Raw genomic sequence first — 18,603 nt, 5'->3', positions numbered from 1 at the left:
TATTACAGAATTTTATAGAATCCAAATATAGGACTCAGATTTGATTCCTGAATTTACTTGCGTGGGCAGGGAACAGGGAACAGGGAACAGGGAACAGGAAAGAGGGGATAGATCCGTACTGAGTCTTGTTCAAAAATCAAATCGGATTGCTATATGATATAGGCTATTAAATTACACGCCTTGAATTAGACTCCATCAATAAAAGATTAAAATATTTTTGCACTATTTTTGTAAAAATATTACTAATTAACCTAGTACAGTGTGGCATAAGTTTGCCTAAACAAGTTGCTCAAGCAACTTGTCTGGTTAATTGAGATGGTAGCTAGATTTACGCCTACTGTAGTAAGATATAAAATTATCTATACCAGACTAAGCATTGCCAAACACTTACTACCTTGCAACTAATGATTGGCTAAATATCAGCTTCAGGCTATGTCTTGCATTGCTTATTGGAGCAATTATCGGCTTAGAACGCCAAATTAGGCACAAACCAGCGGGTTTAAGAACTCATATACTCGTGAGTTTAGGTTCAGCGATGTTTACTCTCATAATTATGCAAACAAGTGGGTCACAGTCCAGTCATGATGCACTCAGCCGCGTGATTCAGGGAATTGCAGCCGGTGTGGGATTTCTCGGTGCTGGAGAAATTGTACGCCAATCTTCCCAGCAAACACAGCAACTTCACATTCACGGACTGACATCAGCAGCAGCTATTTGGGTTTCGGCTGCTTTGGGAATTGCTGCCGGGTGTGGTTTGTGGCAGTTAGGATTAATTGGTGCTGTGCTGACTTTTCTGGTTCTCAACGTTTTTAAAAGGTTAGAAAAACGTGATTAGTCATTAGTTAATAATTTGGAATTATTTCTCCTCCTTTCACAAACAGAATTTGGGAGGACTTCAACCACTGAGAATCAAAAGAACCTAAGTGAGTGGTAGTAATCAGGGTCTGAAAGCGGTCTTGAATAGCATCAAGCAATTGATTTTGGCGGGATAAATCTAGTTCGGCAAGAACATCATCAAGTAATAGCAACGGTGGCTCTTTGACGACTTCTTCAATTAATTGTAATTCTGCTAATTTTAAGGCTAGAACCAGCGTTCGTTGTTGACCTTGAGAACCGTATTGACGAGCAGGTGTCTGGTTAATTGTTAATTCTATTTCGTCTCGATGGGGGCCGACAAGGGTAGTGCCTTGGTGCATTTCAGCAACGGTTCGCTGCTGAATTTTTGCTAAAAAAGCTTGCTGCACTTCTTCTGGATGATTATCCTCTAAAGGAATATTAGGCAGGTACTTGATTTGCAGAATTTCTGTACTGCCGCTGATACTGGCGTGCCAAGCGGTAGCAATGGGAGCTAGTCTTTGGATGGCGCGATCGCGTCGTCTAATTACCCTGGTTCCTGTGGTGGCTAACTGTGCATCCCACACCGCCAGTTCTGTGTGCTGAGTGTCCAGTGCTGTTAGCGGATAGCTAGGGTTTAGCCCGTCTTGATTTTTTTTTAAAAAAGCATTGCGCTGGCGTAACACATGGTTATACTGCTGCAAAATGTGAGCATAAACTGGTTCGAGTTGAATTAAGAGTGTATCTAACCAGTTGCGGCGACCTTCGGGGCCGCCGCGTACTAGTTCTAAATCCAAGCTGGAAAATTGGACTGCATTGAGAACGCCGAGAAAATCTATTTGACGGCGGATAGATTCACCATTGAGAGCAACGCTACGGCGACCATTGCGGCGGAGGGTTAAGGTCAGGTCACTAACGCCTGTTTGTCGCTCAAGGGTGGCATTAATTTGGGCTATGGCCTCCCCTTCTTGAACTAAATCGCGATCGCGGGTCATTCGGTGCGATCGCAATGTCGCCAGTAACTCCACCGCCTCCAACAAATTCGACTTTCCCTGAGCGTTATTACCTACCAAAATTGTTTTAGCAGCAGTAAACTCAACCTGCTGGTCTTGATAATTGCGAAATTGTCGGAGGCTTAGAGTTTTAAGATACATAGGGAACAGAAGGAAAAGAGAACGCTACGAAGGTTAGACACAGCTATAGAAGTAAAATTGTAGAAGTTCAACACAAGGAAAATGACTGACGCACCTGAATACTTCCCTAACCGAATAGACCGTATTGAACAAATAATCTTGGGGTTGGCACAAAGACAAACTAGTACACAAGAACAATTAGACAATTTAACTATTAGACAAGCTAACACTCAGGCACAACTGAATGAACTAAGCCAGGAAATGAGAGAGCTTACCAGTAACGTTGACCGTGTTCTGGGTCGTAGTGCGATTTTGGACGATGTGTTACTTGAGTTACGTGATAGCCATGAAGAACATCAGCGTAATTTTGAAGAACATCAGCGCACTACAAACGCTGCATTACAAAGTCTTGAGTCTATCTTGTTGCAGTTGATTAGAAATAATTCTTGAAATAATGCGATCGTTGGAGTTAACGATCGCATCTTAAATAATTCGTAATTCGTAATTCGTAATTCGTAATTAAGTTTTGTGACGGGGATTTAGACCCCGACCCAAAACTTACCGGTGAAGAGAACCGGGGGACTTAAACCCACGGTACTCGGTTAAAAACTCCTCTACACTATCCTCCTTAGATTGTGGCAATGATGTACGCTCTGGCTTAATAACATTATCCATGCTCTCACACAGCTTTTTTGCCCATAATCCGCAAAAATATCTTCTCCAATTCAATCCACACAAACATTAAGGCACTGAAGCCAATACAAACCCCTAATTCCTGCATATTCAGGTAGTGAGTACCAAAGAACTCTCGCAGGGGTGGGACGTAAACTAGCATCAACTGCAAAATGGTGGTGACAACAACAGCTGCTAATACAAAGATATTGGAGAAGGGATTCATCTCGATAGTCAGTCGGTTATTGGAGCGAATAGCGATCGCATGACCCATTTGGGCAATACACAAGGTAGTAAATACCATTGTTTTCCAAGCTTCGCGATCGCCCTGATAGCTAGGGGCATGGGTATGTTGATAAGCCCACCACATCAAGGCAATGGTGATAATGGCAAATATTATCCCAATGCGAATTATATAAGAACCCAATCCCCTAGCGAAAATACTTTCGCGGGGACTAAAAGGCGGACGTTGCATCACATCCGGTTCTGGAGGTTCCACAGCTAATGCCAAGGCTGGTAAACCGTCTGTTACCAAGTTCATCCACAGAATTTGTAAGGGAGTAAGGGGAACGCCTCCTAAACCAATTAAGGGTGCAGCTGCAATTGTGAGAACTTCGCCAATGTTACTGCCGAGGATGTATTTAATAAAGCGGCGGATATTGGTGTAAACAACTCTGCCTTCCCTGGTGGCGCTGACAATGGTAGCGAAGTTGTCATCAAGTAACACCATGTCACTGGCTTCTTTACTGACATCGGTGCCAGTAATGCCCATTGCAATCCCGATGTCAGCTTGTTTGAGGGCTGGGGCATCGTTGACACCATCGCCTGTCATCGCCACAAATCGGCCCCGCCGTTGCAGTGCTTGGACAATTCGCAGTTTGTGTTCTGGGGAAACCCTGGCATAGATGCTCACCAGGTCAACGTTTTGCTCTAATTCCTGGTCACTCATCCGTTGCAATTCTTGACCTGTAAGGACGCGATCGCCTTCTTGGGCAATTCCTAAATTTGTAGCGATCGCTCGTGCTGTTAGTTGGTGGTCGCCAGTAATCATCACTGGGCGAATGCCTGCATCCCGACACTCTTGGACTGCTAACCTTACCTCTGGGCGTGGCGCATCTAGCATTCCCACCAATCCCAGCCACACCAAGTTTTGCTCGGATGTCTCATCTGAACCTTCCGGGGGAATCTGTGCCAGAGGTTTGTAGGCAAAACCTAGCACCCGCAAACCTTGACTCGCCATTTGGTCATTTTCTGCCAAAATTTTCTGGCGTTGTTCTTCGCTCAAGGGGGCTGTATCATTACCCAAATGAATTTGAGCAGAACGTGCCAAAATTAACTCTGGAGAACCTTTGGTAAACATTAAGTAAGGTTCAGATTGTAATAAACTCGCGATCGCTGGGTCAACGCCTCTCGAAGACGCTTCACCTGTGGCGACTTGCTGCACCTGAAAAATCACGCTCATCCGCTTGCGTTCTGAGGAAAAGGGAAACTCCCTAACTCTGGGTAACTTACTGTTCCACTGGTCTTTTTCGATTCCCGCTTTTCCCGCCAGTGTTAACAATGCCCCCTCTGTGGGATCTCCCAAAATCGCCCATTCACCTTGTTCTTTTTGCAACACCGAATCATTACAAACGGCACAGGCGACTGACAACGCTGAGATTTCTGGAGACTCTTCTAGGGAGATTTTTTGACCATTTAACTGAAAATCCCCTGTGGGAGCATAACCTTCGCCGGTGACGCGAAAAGTTTTGTTATTAGTAGAAACCGATTGCACCACCATTTTATTTTGAGTTAGGGTGCCGGTTTTATCAGAACAGATAGTAGTTACAGAACCCAATGTTTCCACTGCTGGCAATTTGCGAATCAAGGCGTTCTGGCGCACCATTCGCTGGGTTCCCAGTGCCAGAGTGACGGTAATTACAGCTGGTAAACCTTCTGGCACCACAGCAACCGCCATACTCAAGGATACTTCCAAGAGTTCTTGGATGTTTTTAAAACCGCCGTCCTTGATCACACCACCGACAACGACGATCGCCACGAGAATTAAAGAACCCGTAACCAGGACATTACCCAGTTGAGTCATTCGTTGCTGTAAAGGCGTAGGTTCACTTTCTACCGCCTGCAACATCGCAGCAATTTTACCGAGTTCTGTAGTCATTCCAGTGTTAGTCACCAGAACTTTGCCTCGTCCTTGGACTACTTCGGTTCCTTGAAAGACGACATTTAAGCGATCGCCTAAATCTGTTTCTTCCGGTAATTTTAGCGTTGCCTGTTTATTCACCGCTTCGGCTTCACCCGTCAGTGCCGACTCACGCACTTGTAAATTAGACTGTTCTATCAAGCGTCCATCTGCGGCTATTTGCATCCCAGCTTCCAGCAGCATCACATCTCCCGGAACTAGTTCCTTGGCCGCTAGTTCCACCAATCTAGCGTCGCGGATGACTCGCACCAAAGGAGAGGTGAGTTTTTTCAAGGCTGCCAGGGCTTTTTCGGCACGGCTTTCTTGGACGTAGCCGAGTATGCCATTGAGGATGACAATTGCTAAGATCGCGATCGTATCTTTAAATGGCACTTCACCAGGCTTCAAGGTGCCGGTTCGCCAACCCCATAGGTCTATCAACCCAGAAATGAGAGCTACGCCAATCAGCATCAACAACATAATGTTCTTGAACTGATCCAGCAGAATTTCCCAAGTACTACGGCCAGCAGTTTCTTGTAATTCGTTAGGGCCGTATTTTTGCAATCTCTGTTGAATTTCTTGGGGTGTTAAGCCACTGTCTGCATTACTATCGAGCAGGTCTAACGCTTTATCAACTTCTAAACTATGCCAAACGGCGGCACCTTCAGGCAGAGAATTAGCAGACATCGTGTAGGTCACAGCAAATGGTTACAAAATTCGATCATAATTTAGTGAAGGCTGGAAAACCATCTCCTAAAGTTACATTAAGGCTGTGGCCCCGTTGGATGAATGTATATGTAATTCTTAACATTTGTAAATTTCTTCTTTTTTAACATAGTATTATTTCTCACGAAAGAGTTTTTCGGAACACATTGTACCGATAATTGTGAGTAATAGAGCGAGTCATGTTTCCTCCCCTACCTAAAGGTGAGGGGTTTTTACACTTCCCACAAGGTTCTATGAGTTTTGCACTCCCCACTTTGACCGCAAGCCAGATGTTTGGGCAAAAAACAATTCGACCGCTTACTGCTGCTACCCTGTGTGGCATTACTTTCATCAAAGATAGACTGATTGCCATTGACAGTATTAAAGGGCATCTACTGGAGATTGATCCCACCTCTGACAACAGCAAAATTCTCAATCCCCATCAAGTTAAAGAATTTACCGATGTCACTGGTCTAGCGGCATGGGAAGATACCCTGTGGGTGAGCCGAGAAAATAGTGTTTACTTGTGCAAGCTGAATGCTTTGGATCTGGAACATTTTGTGACATTGCCTTATGAGGCTGACGGCGTTGCTGTTTGGGAAACAACAGTTTATGTCAGTTCCCAAAGGCTGGGCTACATTCTGATTTTTGACCGCGAAACCCGAAAAGAGATTACCAGATTTTATGCCCCTGGAGTTGGGATAGAAAATTTGGCAGTGAGTCAAGAAATGCTGTGGATTTGCGATCGCACTGAACAATCAGTTTACGCGATGGACAGGGCGACGGGAGAACTTAAATTCAGTGTCCTGACACCCTTTGAATGTCCCACAGGCATAGCGATCCATAAAAATGGCGAAACAGGCAAAGAAAGTATTTACGTCGCCTACGCCTCAGAGGAGGCTTATATCCGGGACAACCCCAATGCTGATCCAAGTCATGAGTTAACGTTCCGCGATCGCACTTTTATTCATCCTCTGTATTATCATTACGATCCAGATCAGCGCTACGCCCTCTCTAACGGCTATCTCATTGAAATGTCTTATGCTGAGGAAATTGCACCCTTAGACGAGGTTTATTTACCTGATGTGGAATGGCGCATCGCCCTACCATCCGAAACTGAGCGTCAAAAGGTGAAACACGTTGAACCCATTGGTATACCCTTTACCGAAGAAGTGGTAGAGGGGCAACGTGTAGCAGTCTTTAAATTTGATTCTCTTGCCCCAGGTGAACGGCATATATTTGGCTGGAAAGCACTTTTGGAAGTTCGAGGCATTAAGTATCGCATCACACCCAGAAATGTGGAAGATATACCGGAACTGTCCCCAGAATTGCAAACACGCTACCTAGTGGATGACGACGATTTAGCAATGGATGCTACCATTGTTCGCCGTGCCGCCAGAGAAGCGATTGGTTCTGAAACCAATGTGCTGCGGAAAATGCATCGCATCCGCAACTACGTCTATGACCAGTTATCCTACGGTATTAAACCTTACATTGACACGCCAGATATAGTTTTAGAACGGGGCGTTGGTTCCTGTGGCGAATATGTTGGCGTCTTACTTGCCCTATCCCGTTTAAATGGCATCCCCTGCCGCACCGTCGGTAGGTACAAATGTCCTCCCCATAGTGACTTACAAGGAGTGCCGCTACAACCCGACTTTAATCATGTTTGGCTGGAGTTCTACATCCCTAATTTTGGCTGGTTGCCAATGGAATCAAATCCTGACGATGTGGGTGAAGGTGGGCCTTATCCGACGCGCTTTTTTATGGGCTTATGCTGGTATCACATTGAAATTGGCAAAGGTATCACCTTTGAAACCGTGACCAGTCAAGGTGCGCGGCTAACCAAAGAAGATATCCCCATCGGTGATTTGGCGATTAATCATATTCGGTTCACAATTCTTAAAGAATTGCCGCCCTTTTGAATTTCTTCCATTTATTTACCCAAATTATGCTTTTTAATTAGCTCCTGGTTTTCAGGCTTATTGAGCCAGTATTCTAGAGCCTCAGCGATAGTATCGCTGAGGTTTTTATCTTTGAGAGCTACCACAGCCCGAAACAATCGGTTTAACTCTGGAGAAACATAGCCCCGTAATTCCTTCTTTTCACTCATCAACCTTGCACAGCGTACAACCGCTTAATTTTTGCATAGCTTTTTAGCTCGACTTTATCCAAAATTAAGAACTCGGTTTTCTTTATCCGGCAAAAACCCTGGCTTTTTGGCAAATACTTTTTCCACGTCACAGATTATCGATGAAGTTAAAAAAGTAAAACTACCGTTCCACAGAGGTTTCAGCGATAACGATCGCATTGCGAAAAAAATGGATAAAGTCGAGTTTAGGCTATGTTGATTTAGATTTAGTAATTGAACAGCCACATCGCGCTTTTATTGAGGTCAATCTTTCCAATTACGAGGGGGTGAATTATCCTGACAATTTAGGTCATGTGGAAAAGTCCACGAAAGACCTAACCCCCTAGCCCCCTTCCCGACACGGGAAGGGGGAAAATTCAAAGTCTCTCTCCTGCAAGGAGAGAGATTTAGAGAGAGGTTTTACAGATCCCGTGAAAAGTCAGGTGAATTATCGTGGCACTGTATCAGCACGAACCAGATCGCTAATCCATTCTCCCTCAACATTATTGTTAGAAGAATTTGCATAATCATCCCATGTCATGGTGTCGCCAGTTGAGTATTCATAAACGACTCCACTAGTTTGATTATTACCATCTCCATCATTTAAACGAATCCAAATTACATAATCACCAGATGGAGGATAAGCACCACCAAATTCACGACCTGGAGATTTATTAGCTAAACTTCTAATTGCCCCTGGCACAGGTCGCCAACTTCGATAATGATGAGTTACAAATTTGTCGGGAGAACCAGACCTCCTGTAATGTACTGTTTGGTGAAATTTGTAATTATAAAGAACTGAAGATTGACCTTGTGGGCCACAAACCAAATTAAGTGGATAAAAAGAACAATATCTCTCCTTCGCTTTATTTGGAACCTGCTCATTTTGAGCTTTAGTTGTGTTAATTGCAGCCTTTGCAATAGAAGCTAATTCCAAGCCAGCAGCGGCACATTCAGGTTGAACAGCACAAGCGTCTGGAGACAACAGCAATGCATAAACAGGTTGAGGTAAAATCCCCTTAAATATTAGAAGTATAGCAAGGGACTGGGGACTGGGGACTGGGGACTGGGTTGAAAGTCTGTTTGTATATAGGTTTTATCATCAGTTAATGTCCTAACCTCCTTGTCCGTTGCTATAAAAGAAACGTCCAAATTCCTACTAATCTAAATAAAGATTTATTTGTGGTTAATCGCACTAGTCTTAACTCCTTACAACCAAAGATAAAAATCGGTGTATCTTAACATCTAGGTTGTCTGATAGGAGAAGAGAATCAGGTCAGTACAAATACGAGTATTTATTAGATTGTTTTGAAAATTGAACCAAGACAAACAGGTAAACCAATTAGCTATTAACTCTTAAGCTGGGCAATGGATATGATTGATGCTGCTTAAAATCGGCAAACTCACAGATGGAGTTAAATGGGCAAAAGCGGCAGTGAGAGCCAGGATTGGGAGGGAAAATTTTACTGAAATTACTAGTTTCTTGCTGATATTTTTGCAAATCGTGCTGGTGCTTGTGGGCAACATTAGCTAACTCAAATTTTAAGGATTCTAAATCACTATTATTGATGCTAATTAACTCAGACTTTTTAGATATTTCTAAATTATAAAATGATGCAACAGCTTTTCGTCCAGGGTAAAGATAACGAGCAGCTAGCAAATAAACTAATGCCTGTCGTCGGTCAAAAGCCGACTTACCAGTTTTGAAATCTAAAATATGTAAAGTGCGATCAGATTCAATGAAAACGCAGTCCATAGCCGCATATAAGCGAAAGCAATAGTCTTCTTGTTCTATTACAATCGGTTTAGGAAAGCCTTCATCACCCGGAGTTAATTGGATAATATCTTTATCCAAAAGCAACGGCGCATCGTGATATCTTTTCAAAATTTGCAGCACGCGTTGCTGGACTTGCTCACTTGAGTTGCCTAATTTAAGTAGCTGTGCAACTCTTTCTACACCATCTGCTTGCTTCAACAGATGCCTATGATGATGAAACTCATAAACGCCTTTTTGAGCGAGTATGCCAATCCGCTGGGGTGCGGTGGCTTGCGCTAAAAGCATTTTGACTTGTGGTTCGTGTTGCCGCGCTTTGATAAACCCCCGTCTCATCTGGCAATGCCAGCGTTCTTGCCCAGTCGCTGGGGCAACTAGAGACCAAAGGTGATAACTGGCAAAAGGTCGATCGGGGGTTGACATTGCTCAGAAACAGTGAGAGAAAATACGGTGGGGAGAAGTTTAAGCTAAAGCTTCCTTAGAAAAGAACTTCCGAGGATACTTGCTGCTACACTCGCTTTGCGGGAAGCTTTATAGTACTGATAATGTACGGGAGCAAGTGGCAAAAATGTCCAGCAAGATAAAATTTGGTACCGATGGATGGCGAGGGATTATTGCCGATGACTTTACTTTCCCCAATGTGCGGAAAGTAACAAGGGCGATCGCCACTTATTTAGAAACAGCCTACACAAAAGATAGACCAGTACTTATTGCCTACGATACTCGCTTTTTAGCTGACCAGTTTGCCCAAACAGCGGCCCAAGTCCTAGCAGACTTGGGTTGGACTGTCAAAATTACTGATCGGGATTGCCCCACACCAGTAATTGCCTACAACGCCCGTCACCTAAATTCCGCTGGGGCGTTGATGTTTACTGCTAGCCATAATCCAGCACCCTACTGTGGAATTAAATATATACCCGATTATGCTGGGCCTGCCACTCCAGAGATTACTGATACTATTGTGGCAAATATAGAAAGTGCATCGGATGAGTTGCCTGGGAGCAATCCATCAGGTTCAATTTCAATTTTCGATCCGAAACCTGATTACCTGCAATTTATCTACACTCTACTTGATGTAGAAAAGATCAGAAGCGCTAATTTAAAGGTAAAGTACGATGCGCTTTATTCTACCTCTCGCGGCTATTTAGATGAAGTTTTGCAACATAGTGGCGTTCAGTTAGAAAGTTTCCACGATTGGAGGGATGTGTTATTTGGGGGTGGAATGCCAGAACCAAAAGGAGAACAATTAGTTGAGTTAGTGGAAGCAGTACTCCGCGATCAAGCAGATTTGGGCTTGGCGACGGATGGAGATAGCGATCGCTTTGGTATCGTTGATGAACAAGGAACTGTCCTCACTCCTAATACTGTGCTGCTAGTTCTAGCACGTCATTTAATCAAAAATAAAGGTAAAACTGGTGCCATAGTCCGCACTGTGGCTACAACCCACCTGCTGGATAATTTTGCTGCTAAAAATGGGCTGCAAATTTACGAGACACCAGTAGGTTTTAAATACATTGGCGAAAAAATGCGCGAAACTGCCGTGTTAATTGGTGGAGAGGAATCAGGCGGTTTGAGTATTATCGGGCATATTCCCGAAAAAGACGGGGTATTAGCCGATATGCTGGTGGCAGAAGCGATCGCTTATGAAGGCAAACCTTTGAGTCAACTTGTCAAAGAAGCGATCGCTGAAGCCGATGGCCCACTTTACAACAACCGCCTAGACTTGCACCTCACAGAGGCGCACAAAACCGCCGTCATCGACTCCTTTACTAAAAATCCACCTACAGAAGTAGCTGGAATTAAAGTCAAGGAAGTGGGGCGTAAAGACGGTATTAAGCTCTATTTAGAAGAAGGTAGCTGGATTTTACTGCGTCCTTCCGGTACAGAACCACTAGTGCGCGTCTACCTAGAAACCAACACTCCCGAAAAACTCACCCAAATCGCCCAAGAGTTAGAGAGTGCCATTGCTAAACTAGAGGCAGTAGCAGTTTAATCTGTCAGAGTTAGGAATTAAGAGTTAAGAGTTATGAATTAGGAGTTAAGAGTTGTAAATTAACAATTCTTAACTCCTGATTTCTAATTTCGAGCAAAATATAACTTTTAACTTCTAACTCCTAACTTCTCACTTCAATCAAAGTATGAAAACTCTGGCTCCTTTTTTGACATCTCTAGTTGTAGCAGTTTGGGTAATTGCGATCGCAATTATTTCAGTCCAAAATGCCACACCCGTATCGTTAAAATTCTTAACATTCCAATCGATTCAGATACCAATGGGTTTAGTGATGGCTTTTAGTGCCGGTATAGGGTTAATTGGTATGGCACTGCTGCAACCTCTGTGGGGAGTTGCTGGTTCTGGGCGGGGTAATTCTCGATTAGAAGACGATGCCGAATTTTTTGTTGATGATGAAGATTTTTGAGGTTTGAATAGCTGTGCAGTATCAAAACATTATTACAATCGAACCAGGAAAACGAGGTGGTAAGCCTTGTATTCGAGGAATGCGAATTACTGTATACGATGTTTTATCTTATCTTGCCTCTGGCATGACCTACGAGGAACTGCTTGATGACTTTCCTTATTTGACACAAGAGGATATTTTGGCTTGCCTAAGTTATGCGGCTGATCGAGAATGGCTATGAGCGCAACTTATACAGCAGATTTTAATTTGTGGATTGAGCAGACAACTCAACTATTGCGATCGCATCGCTGGCAAGAAGTTGATGTAGAATATCTGATTGAACAGGTTGAAGGCTTGGGCAAAAGTGAACGGCGGGCTATTGCCAGTCAACTAATTCGCTTGCTGTTGCATTTGCTCAAGTGGCAATATCAACCCCAGCGTCGCTCAGATAGTTGGCTGGATTCGATCACCGATTCTCGCACCCAAATTGAGTTAGCCATAGAAGATAGTCCTAGTCTTAAAAGCTATCCTACAGAGCAACTTCAGGAAAGTTATCAAAGGGCGCGTCCCCAAGCAGCCAAGCAAACAGAGATGTTAATTTCCGTGTTTCCAGAAGAGTGCCCATATTCTTTAGAATTAGTGTTGGATGAAGACTGGCTCCCGGAAACAAGCGATATTTGATAATTGTAATTGTGGCTGTGTGGTATGAAGCGCACAACGCAGCCACTTAATATGTATTGGTAAGTCTTGCAAAAATCGCTTTTACTTCTTCATAACTAGCAAAGTCTTCAGAATCCGCTTCAGAAATTCCCTTTTGAATCTCCTCGATTTGCCACTGATACATCTCTAGATAAGCGGCTACCGCCTCATTAAGTACGTAGCTGCGATCGCGATTCATTCCGGCTGCGATCGCATCAAGTGCAGCTTTGCGATCGCTATCTATCTGAAACGTAATATTTTCTTTGGTCATCGTCCCATCAAATAAAGTTGTTTGTATGGTGTGTCATTGCAATACAATGCAAGACTGCACAACGTAAGCTAAATATTAAATATCAAATCAGTTCTTTGTTAAAGTCTATTACGAATTATTACAACCGTAATGTTAACGTTTGTGAATTTTTAATCGATTTATCCTGCGGTTAGCTGTAAAGCGATACTTTGAGAGTATTGGTGGGTATCCTGAAATTGAGTCGTGATTCTCTTCAATCACTTTATACACATCAGTAGAGTACCCAAAATGTCCAATACAAACATCTTTCCTGTCAAGATTCTACAAGGAACAGGCAGAACAGTTGTTACATGCAATGAAGTAAACGAGCGAACGATGAAAGAGGTTGGGCTTACTGAAGCTGACTTAGAGGAATTTGTTCGCACAAATGTAGAGATTTTATTTCCTGAAGGTGAAGAAACCCTGCTCATTATCGGTCAGCAAGTACGTAACAGGCTATCAGGTCGCGCTGACTTAGTTGCACTTGATAAGAAAGGAAATATCGTTCTAATTGAGTTAAAACGCGATAGAGATGATATTGCACAACGTAAAGAGCCTTTTGAGTTTCAAGCAATTCGATACGCGGCTAATTATGCTTTAATCAAGACACAGCAAGATATTGTTCGACAATTGTTTGCACCATACATTGAGCGCCATCGAGATGAGCCTAAGTTTCAGCAAGCATTATCAAGTGGTCTAACAGCTTCCGAACTTGCAACTCGCATCCTAGCTAAATTTTTACAAGATAATCAGGCTCAAGGGACACTCAACCGAGATCAGCGAATTCTTCTAATTGCAGCTTCATTTGACGGACAAACTTTATCAGCCTGTGCTTGGTTGGCTAAAAATAATATTGATGTTCGATGCATAATAATTTCCCCAATGCAGTATGACCAACAGTACTTCTTCAAGGTTGAGCAGATAATACCACCTCCAGCACTAGAGAAATATTACGTTGAAATTGCAGAACCGACAATAAGTAGTATCGCAGCTACATCTATTACAGAAATGCAACCGAGGCAAGTATTACCTCGCATGAATGATCTTCTTAATTGGGGGCTTGTTTCTGTAGGTGATCGTCTCTATATTCGATATTATGATTCAGACAGTGCAGAAATTATCGACCATGCCTATGTCAAATATCAAGAGCAAAAAATGAAATACAATGATTGGGGTCAGAAGCTTACTGGATGGTCTTCTATTAATATCTATGAGTGGACAGTTCATGAACCCACTAACAAAACATTAGATACATTAAGGCGGGAGAAGTTAGAGGAGTTGTCACAAGATGTATCTGTAGCTTAATGCCTCATTGTTAAGTTAGTATCTTTTTGTTTGCAGTATGGTCGCTCATTACCTTAACTTCAGTTGAAGTTAGGATATCCAATAATATATGTATCTTTAGCAACTACTTACTTATGTGATCGCATTGATAACAAGCTAACACCTCATAGCAGCAAACAGGCGATCACTTAACTTAATTGCTATTACCATAAGGGACTGGAGAGTTTACTATGTCCAATACTGCTCAAGAAATATATAATAAAGTTGTCCGCACGATGTCACTAACTGAGCGGCTACGCTTGGCAACCCTGATTCTAAATGAGCTAGTCGAGCAAAACTTGTCTATCACCGACCAAAGTGATACCTGGACTGAACAAGATCAGCTTGATTTAGCATCCTTTTCATTACAGTACGCAGCTTTAATTTCCCCTGAAAGCTTAGAATAATTAGCAGGTATTTTTGACAGCAGTATAACAGCTATGACGAAGCTACTTGAACAAGCGATCGCACGAGTGAAACAGCTTCCCGAAACTGAGCAAGATGCAATTGCTGCGCTCATTCTGGAAGAACTGGAAGACGAAGCCCATTGGGACAAAATATTTGCAAAGTCTCCTGATGTATTAGCTGAACTTGCAACAGCAGCCTTAGCTGAAGACCAAGCAGGCAAAACCCAAGAGCTAGATCCAGAAACCTTGTGAAATCCAGAACAACGGCTCAGTTTCGCGACTTATTTGCTAGTCTTCCTCAGCAGGTTCAGCAACAGGCACGCGAAGCTTATCATCTATTTAAGCAAGATCCCTGGCATCCTAGCCTTCGTTTCAAGCAAGTGCATCCTAGAGAGCCTATATACTCTGCCCGTGTTAGCAAAAATTATCGTGCTGTTGGTGTGCGAAACGAGATTGGTATTGTGTGGTACTGGATTGGCACTCATGGAGATTACGACAACCTATTGTCTCAGTTCTAGTTGCTAAGGGCGTATCATCTCATTAAGAAAGGCACTGTCTCACGAACGAAAACGCTATGAACAATACCTCAAGAACAGATTGGGTTAGAGTCGATGCAATGAGTGACGAAGACATCGACACCTCAGATATTCCACCCTTGTCAGAAGAATTTTTTGCTAAAGCACAATTGCGAATAGCCAAGTCACCTGTAACAATAAAGTCTACGACGGGCTACACTTACGCAATTATCTAAAACTAATACAACAGCAGCTAAGTTGGGCAGTTTTAGGTTAGTTGTAGCTTCAGGTAATCAATAAAGTCCAGAATTTCTGTATCAGTGAGTTGTAGACGCGATCGCTTGCCATATTTTTGCTGTAAATACTCCCTTCCCTGATCTGGAGTCCAATTTAATTGGGCTAAATATGTGTCACTTTGAGCTATCAAAACTGCATGAATTTCTGATGCCGTTGTATTAGCAGATATTTGGATTTCATCTTGATGTAAATTTTGAATACAATTAATTTTTAAACTTACTTTTTGTCCTAAAGCTTGCCAGTCAATTTCCCTGTGTCCATTCCAACTAACACCTATAGAACGATAAGTGACTGGATTATAAATTGCACAAAACACAATTGTTCTCTCTCCAGCACTGACTGCGATCGTAAGTGGATGATGCAATTGTTCAGAAGTCAAGGCATCAAGTGAAAGCAACAAACTTTTAGAAAAGTAAGATTCACTTCCTGAGCGGATAACATAAGGTTTGTCTGCTAAAATATGCAAATCAATTTTTTCTGCTTCTCCATGTGAAGTTTCCACTTTTTTATTAACTTCTATCCCTGTTATCACCCCAGTCAAGGCTCTCTCATAAATTGGGATTTGTCTTGTATCGTCGGATAGCATATACCAGCAGTGATCCGATTCTTTGCTGACAAAGACATACTGAGGTTTTGGTACTGCTCCAAATCCTAATTTAACTTCCATATTTTTGATGCAGGTTTTGGTAAATATATTTATTGAGCAACCAGCCTTGACGATTTGTACCGTCAAGCGATGAGTTACTTTATAGATATAATTCCCTAGCCAGGAAGCTAATTAACATTAAAGCAGCGAAAATTACAAAATTTGGTGAATCTATGACAAAGTTTCTGGATCAACACCAAGCCCCTTCAACCTTTCCACTAACATTTTCACTTGTTGTTCTGCTTCCACACGTCGCTGTTCTTCAAAAGCTGTGCGTTCTTCCGCTTCCCTGATGCGTTCTTCTGGTGTCAGCAATTTTTGCCCTTCTTCCTCATACCAGTACAGCCACTCCCGCACTATACCTTGATAAATTCCTCGTTCTCGCCCAATTCCTAAACCAATTTCTGGTAGCCAAACGGGATTTCCTGACATTAAAATATATTCCCCTTCAACTAGGCGATACACCTCCAAAGGTGTCTTTTTACGCCGCAGGGGACTGTATACAACGTAGTACAAAATTCCTAATTCTTTGGCATAAAATTCTTTCTTGGTGCTATATTCTTCCCGATATATTTGGGAAACAACTTCTAGTGCTAAAATTGGCAGCTTATTTTCTTCCCACAGCACATAACTTAGGCGTAAGTCTTCATCAATAAAGCGTTTAACTCCTAAGCTGAGAAATGCATCAGGGACAATGGCTGGTTTGTCTGGGTCATAATAAATACCCATGTCAACACCAAAGAACCAATCCCAACGATCGCACCAAACCAAAGCCAGTGTGGTTTTCAGCAAGCCGGGAATTAAATTTTGGACTTCATTATCCACAGCGGTATCATTGGAGTCGGGTAGTTCTTCGGAAGATGGCAAGCAATGCAGCGGATTGTAGTTTAACATGAGCGGTTTTGCCAAATCTGATTCTAGATAGATTGTAGGTAATCTATTGATGTGCGATCGCATAGCAAAAATCAAAAACCATTTTTAGCGTAGGCGTAGCCCGTCGTAGACATCGCCTTGTATCTGGCTTCTCAGTATTTAAATACATAGAAGTGTAAAATCTTTACATTTAATTCGTGGTTTTTCGGTACTGACTACCAGAGTGTCTAACTGACAATAGCAAAAAAGGGTGGAACATTGTTCAAATTGAACATTCCAGAAGTTGCAAAGTATTCAATTTGATGGTGAATTTGGTAGCTGGGCTAATTATCTATACCTACTAAGAGAAAAAGTCTGCGAACATAGTAGGGCGCTTCGTTGCTGGAGTGATCATCAGGTGGAACTGATTCGAGGCGTGGCTGACCTAGTTAGCGATCGCTATTGACCCAGGCACAATTGTATAATCAAAGCCGCGCTGCTACTGCTAGAGCATTTATTTGGGTGCGACTCTTGTCAAAAGATGGTGTAGTTATAAAGAGTAAAAGTCAGAGTGCTGGTTTAATTTACCTGGTCAAGGTTTAAAATTTGCTGAAAAATAAGAGAAGTCAGGAAACTCGTCCACCATTACCACTATTCAATTGACATGAGTCTTTTTTGTCTAGTTCACGGTGCCTTCCAAGGCATTTGGTGTTGGGATTTGCTAATTCCCTACTTAGAAGCACAGGGTCACAAAACCGTAGCAATGGATTTGCCAATTGAAAATGCATCTGCTACTTTGTCCCAATTTGCGGATGCAGTAATTCAAGCGCTGCCAAAAACTGATGATGATATTGTGCTAGTTGGTCACTCAATGGCTGGTACTATAATTCCCCTGGTTGCAGAAGCGGTAAAAGTGCGTCAACTAGTGTTTGTGGCTGCGTTGCTCCCGTATCCTGGAATCAGTACACTCGATCAATTTTCTCATCATCTTGATTCTGATACGCTCAAATCATTCAATTACCAGCCAAAAGACCCAAGTAAACTCGAACAGTTCCACGATGAGCCTGGTATGTATGAACCAGCTTCCGTAGGGAAAGATTATTCAGACGAAGCAGTATTAAGGGATTTTTTCTTTCATGATTGTCAACCGGATGTAGCACAGTGGGCAATCTCGAAAAGTCGTTCGCAACAATCTATGGCATATATTTTTGAAACGAATCCTCTAAAAGCTTTGCCTTCAGTTGAGCGTAAATATATTGTTTGTACCGATGACCGAATACTATCTCCTACATGGTCACGCTACGCTGCACGCAAGCGCTTAGGAGTCGATGCCATTGAGCTACCTTCTGGACATTGCCCGCATTTGTCTCGTCCTGATCTTCTGGCCTCAGTATTAACTAGTAATTAATTTTTTGAGCAGTTTTAGTTTGGGTCGATTGTTGCCATAGCTAAATTCCCCATTCGTGTAGTATCTCGCAGGGATGCGGTTGACTTTTGACAAAGACAGGACTTACGCAAACAATAGCCGAAACCCTTATTTTCAGGTAGGGGCAATTCATGAATTGCCCCTACAGTGTGTACTTTTGCGTAAGTCCTAAAAGAGTTTTAGCCTTAACTCCGAAGAGAAGTAATACCAATTCTTTGTGAAGCTACACAAAATCAACCTTGGTGAGACAAGGGGCTTAAGCCCCTTGTTCTATGCAACCTCACAGATAATCGGTATAAGAGAAAAATTTAACGAATAATTTAAG

22 protein-coding genes are annotated in these 18,603 nt (G+C 42.7%); 14 read left to right on the top strand and 8 right to left on the bottom strand.

Annotated elements, in window-relative coordinates; all coding sequences use genetic code 11:
• Positions 1–376: 376 nt before the first annotated feature.
• A complete protein-coding gene (locus HWQ41_RS25655; RefSeq protein WP_292769346.1) occupies positions 377–835 on the top strand; it encodes an MgtC/SapB family protein in 459 nt (152 codons plus the stop codon).
• 7 nt (positions 836–842) lie between these two features.
• Here the strand turns inward: HWQ41_RS25655 and recF are convergent, their stop codons facing one another.
• A complete protein-coding gene (gene recF / locus HWQ41_RS25650) occupies positions 843–1,988 on the bottom strand; it encodes a DNA replication/repair protein RecF (RefSeq protein WP_292769344.1) in 1,146 nt (381 codons plus the stop codon).
• Between the two features lie 81 nt (positions 1,989–2,069).
• Here recF and HWQ41_RS25645 point away from each other — a divergent pair, with 81 nt between their 5' ends.
• Positions 2,070–2,417, top strand: a complete 348-nt coding sequence (locus tag HWQ41_RS25645; RefSeq protein WP_292769342.1) for a hypothetical protein — start codon at positions 2,070–2,072, stop codon at positions 2,415–2,417.
• 229 nt (positions 2,418–2,646) lie between these two features.
• Here the strand turns inward: HWQ41_RS25645 and HWQ41_RS25640 are convergent, their stop codons facing one another.
• Positions 2,647–5,505, bottom strand: coding sequence for a cation-translocating P-type ATPase (locus HWQ41_RS25640; protein ID WP_292769394.1), 2,859 nt, complete (start codon positions 5,503–5,505; stop codon positions 2,647–2,649).
• Positions 5,506–5,777: 272 nt separating this feature from the next.
• Between HWQ41_RS25640 and HWQ41_RS25635 the strand changes: the two genes are divergently transcribed.
• Positions 5,778–7,448, top strand: coding sequence for a transglutaminase family protein (locus HWQ41_RS25635; RefSeq protein WP_292769339.1), 1,671 nt, complete (start codon positions 5,778–5,780; stop codon positions 7,446–7,448).
• Positions 7,449–7,459: 11 nt separating this feature from the next.
• Here HWQ41_RS25635 and HWQ41_RS25630 read toward each other — a convergent pair whose 3' ends face one another.
• The 3 genes from HWQ41_RS25630 to HWQ41_RS25620 all read right to left on the bottom strand — a co-directional run bounded on the left by HWQ41_RS25630 (position 7,460) and on the right by HWQ41_RS25620 (position 9,851).
• The gene (locus tag HWQ41_RS25630) at positions 7,460–7,636 is read right to left on the bottom strand and encodes a hypothetical protein (protein WP_292769337.1); all 177 of its coding nucleotides are present in this window, start codon (positions 7,634–7,636) and stop codon (positions 7,460–7,462) included.
• A gap of 466 nt (positions 7,637–8,102) precedes the next feature.
• A complete protein-coding gene (locus HWQ41_RS25625; protein WP_292769334.1) occupies positions 8,103–8,645 on the bottom strand; it encodes a hypothetical protein in 543 nt (180 codons plus the stop codon).
• Between the two features lie 351 nt (positions 8,646–8,996).
• Positions 8,997–9,851: a PD-(D/E)XK nuclease family protein gene (locus HWQ41_RS25620; protein ID WP_292769331.1), complete on the bottom strand. Its 855-nt coding sequence runs from the start codon at positions 9,849–9,851 to the stop codon at positions 8,997–8,999.
• Positions 9,852–9,996: 145 nt separating this feature from the next.
• Here HWQ41_RS25620 and HWQ41_RS25615 point away from each other — a divergent pair, with 145 nt between their 5' ends.
• The 4 genes from HWQ41_RS25615 (at position 9,997) to HWQ41_RS25600 (ending at position 12,505) form a co-directional block, all read left to right on the top strand.
• On the top strand, positions 9,997–11,421 hold the full coding sequence (locus HWQ41_RS25615) for a phosphoglucomutase/phosphomannomutase family protein (protein WP_292769329.1): 1,425 nt from the start codon (positions 9,997–9,999) through the stop codon (positions 11,419–11,421).
• Between the two features lie 145 nt (positions 11,422–11,566).
• Positions 11,567–11,845, top strand: coding sequence for a LapA family protein (locus HWQ41_RS25610; protein ID WP_292769327.1), 279 nt, complete (start codon positions 11,567–11,569; stop codon positions 11,843–11,845).
• Between the two features lie 13 nt (positions 11,846–11,858).
• Positions 11,859–12,065, top strand: coding sequence for a DUF433 domain-containing protein (locus tag HWQ41_RS25605; protein WP_292769324.1), 207 nt, complete (start codon positions 11,859–11,861; stop codon positions 12,063–12,065).
• The gene (locus HWQ41_RS25600; protein WP_292769321.1) at positions 12,062–12,505 is read left to right on the top strand and encodes a DUF29 domain-containing protein; all 444 of its coding nucleotides are present in this window, start codon (positions 12,062–12,064) and stop codon (positions 12,503–12,505) included. The genes HWQ41_RS25605 and HWQ41_RS25600 overlap by 4 nt, the downstream gene beginning before the upstream one ends.
• A 46-nt stretch (positions 12,506–12,551) precedes the next feature.
• Here the strand turns inward: HWQ41_RS25600 and HWQ41_RS25595 are convergent, their stop codons facing one another.
• The gene (locus tag HWQ41_RS25595) at positions 12,552–12,794 is read right to left on the bottom strand and encodes a ribbon-helix-helix protein, CopG family (protein ID WP_292769318.1); all 243 of its coding nucleotides are present in this window, start codon (positions 12,792–12,794) and stop codon (positions 12,552–12,554) included.
• 267 nt (positions 12,795–13,061) lie between these two features.
• Between HWQ41_RS25595 and HWQ41_RS25590 the strand changes: the two genes are divergently transcribed.
• From HWQ41_RS25590 to HWQ41_RS25570, 5 genes are all read left to right on the top strand, one after another.
• On the top strand, positions 13,062–14,117 hold the full coding sequence (locus tag HWQ41_RS25590) for a hypothetical protein (protein WP_292769315.1): 1,056 nt from the start codon (positions 13,062–13,064) through the stop codon (positions 14,115–14,117).
• 209 nt (positions 14,118–14,326) lie between these two features.
• A complete protein-coding gene (locus HWQ41_RS25585; RefSeq protein ID WP_292769312.1) occupies positions 14,327–14,542 on the top strand; it encodes a hypothetical protein in 216 nt (71 codons plus the stop codon).
• Between the two features lie 33 nt (positions 14,543–14,575).
• Positions 14,576–14,794 (top strand): hypothetical protein, encoded by a 219-nt coding sequence (locus HWQ41_RS25580; RefSeq protein WP_292769309.1) that lies wholly within the window; start codon positions 14,576–14,578, stop codon positions 14,792–14,794.
• A complete protein-coding gene (locus HWQ41_RS25575; RefSeq protein WP_292769306.1) occupies positions 14,791–15,060 on the top strand; it encodes a hypothetical protein in 270 nt (89 codons plus the stop codon). The genes HWQ41_RS25580 and HWQ41_RS25575 overlap by 4 nt, the downstream gene beginning before the upstream one ends.
• A gap of 56 nt (positions 15,061–15,116) precedes the next feature.
• The gene (locus HWQ41_RS25570; protein WP_292769303.1) at positions 15,117–15,293 is read left to right on the top strand and encodes a hypothetical protein; all 177 of its coding nucleotides are present in this window, start codon (positions 15,117–15,119) and stop codon (positions 15,291–15,293) included.
• A gap of 32 nt (positions 15,294–15,325) precedes the next feature.
• Here HWQ41_RS25570 and HWQ41_RS25565 read toward each other — a convergent pair whose 3' ends face one another.
• Both HWQ41_RS25565 and HWQ41_RS25560 read right to left on the bottom strand, forming a co-directional pair.
• Positions 15,326–16,021, bottom strand: coding sequence for a hypothetical protein (locus HWQ41_RS25565; protein WP_292769300.1), 696 nt, complete (start codon positions 16,019–16,021; stop codon positions 15,326–15,328).
• Positions 16,022–16,171: 150 nt separating this feature from the next.
• Positions 16,172–16,894 carry a Uma2 family endonuclease gene (locus HWQ41_RS25560; RefSeq protein WP_292769391.1) on the bottom strand — a complete coding sequence of 241 codons (723 nt, stop codon included), beginning with the start codon at positions 16,892–16,894 and terminating at the stop codon, positions 16,172–16,174.
• A gap of 262 nt (positions 16,895–17,156) precedes the next feature.
• Here HWQ41_RS25560 and HWQ41_RS25555 point away from each other — a divergent pair, with 262 nt between their 5' ends.
• Together HWQ41_RS25555 and HWQ41_RS25550 are read left to right on the top strand one after the other, a co-directional pair.
• On the top strand, positions 17,157–17,318 hold the full coding sequence (locus HWQ41_RS25555) for a hypothetical protein (RefSeq protein WP_292769297.1): 162 nt from the start codon (positions 17,157–17,159) through the stop codon (positions 17,316–17,318).
• A 198-nt stretch (positions 17,319–17,516) separates the two neighbouring features.
• Positions 17,517–18,260, top strand: a complete 744-nt coding sequence (locus tag HWQ41_RS25550) for an alpha/beta hydrolase (protein WP_292769295.1) — start codon at positions 17,517–17,519, stop codon at positions 18,258–18,260.
• Positions 18,261–18,603 lie beyond the last annotated feature (343 nt).

It is taken from the genome of Nostoc sp. NOS(2021) (assembly GCF_017115025.1).
GTDB lineage: Bacteria > Cyanobacteriota > Cyanobacteriia > Cyanobacteriales > Nostocaceae > Nostoc.
This window is presented reverse-complemented; position numbering and strand designations above follow the sequence as displayed.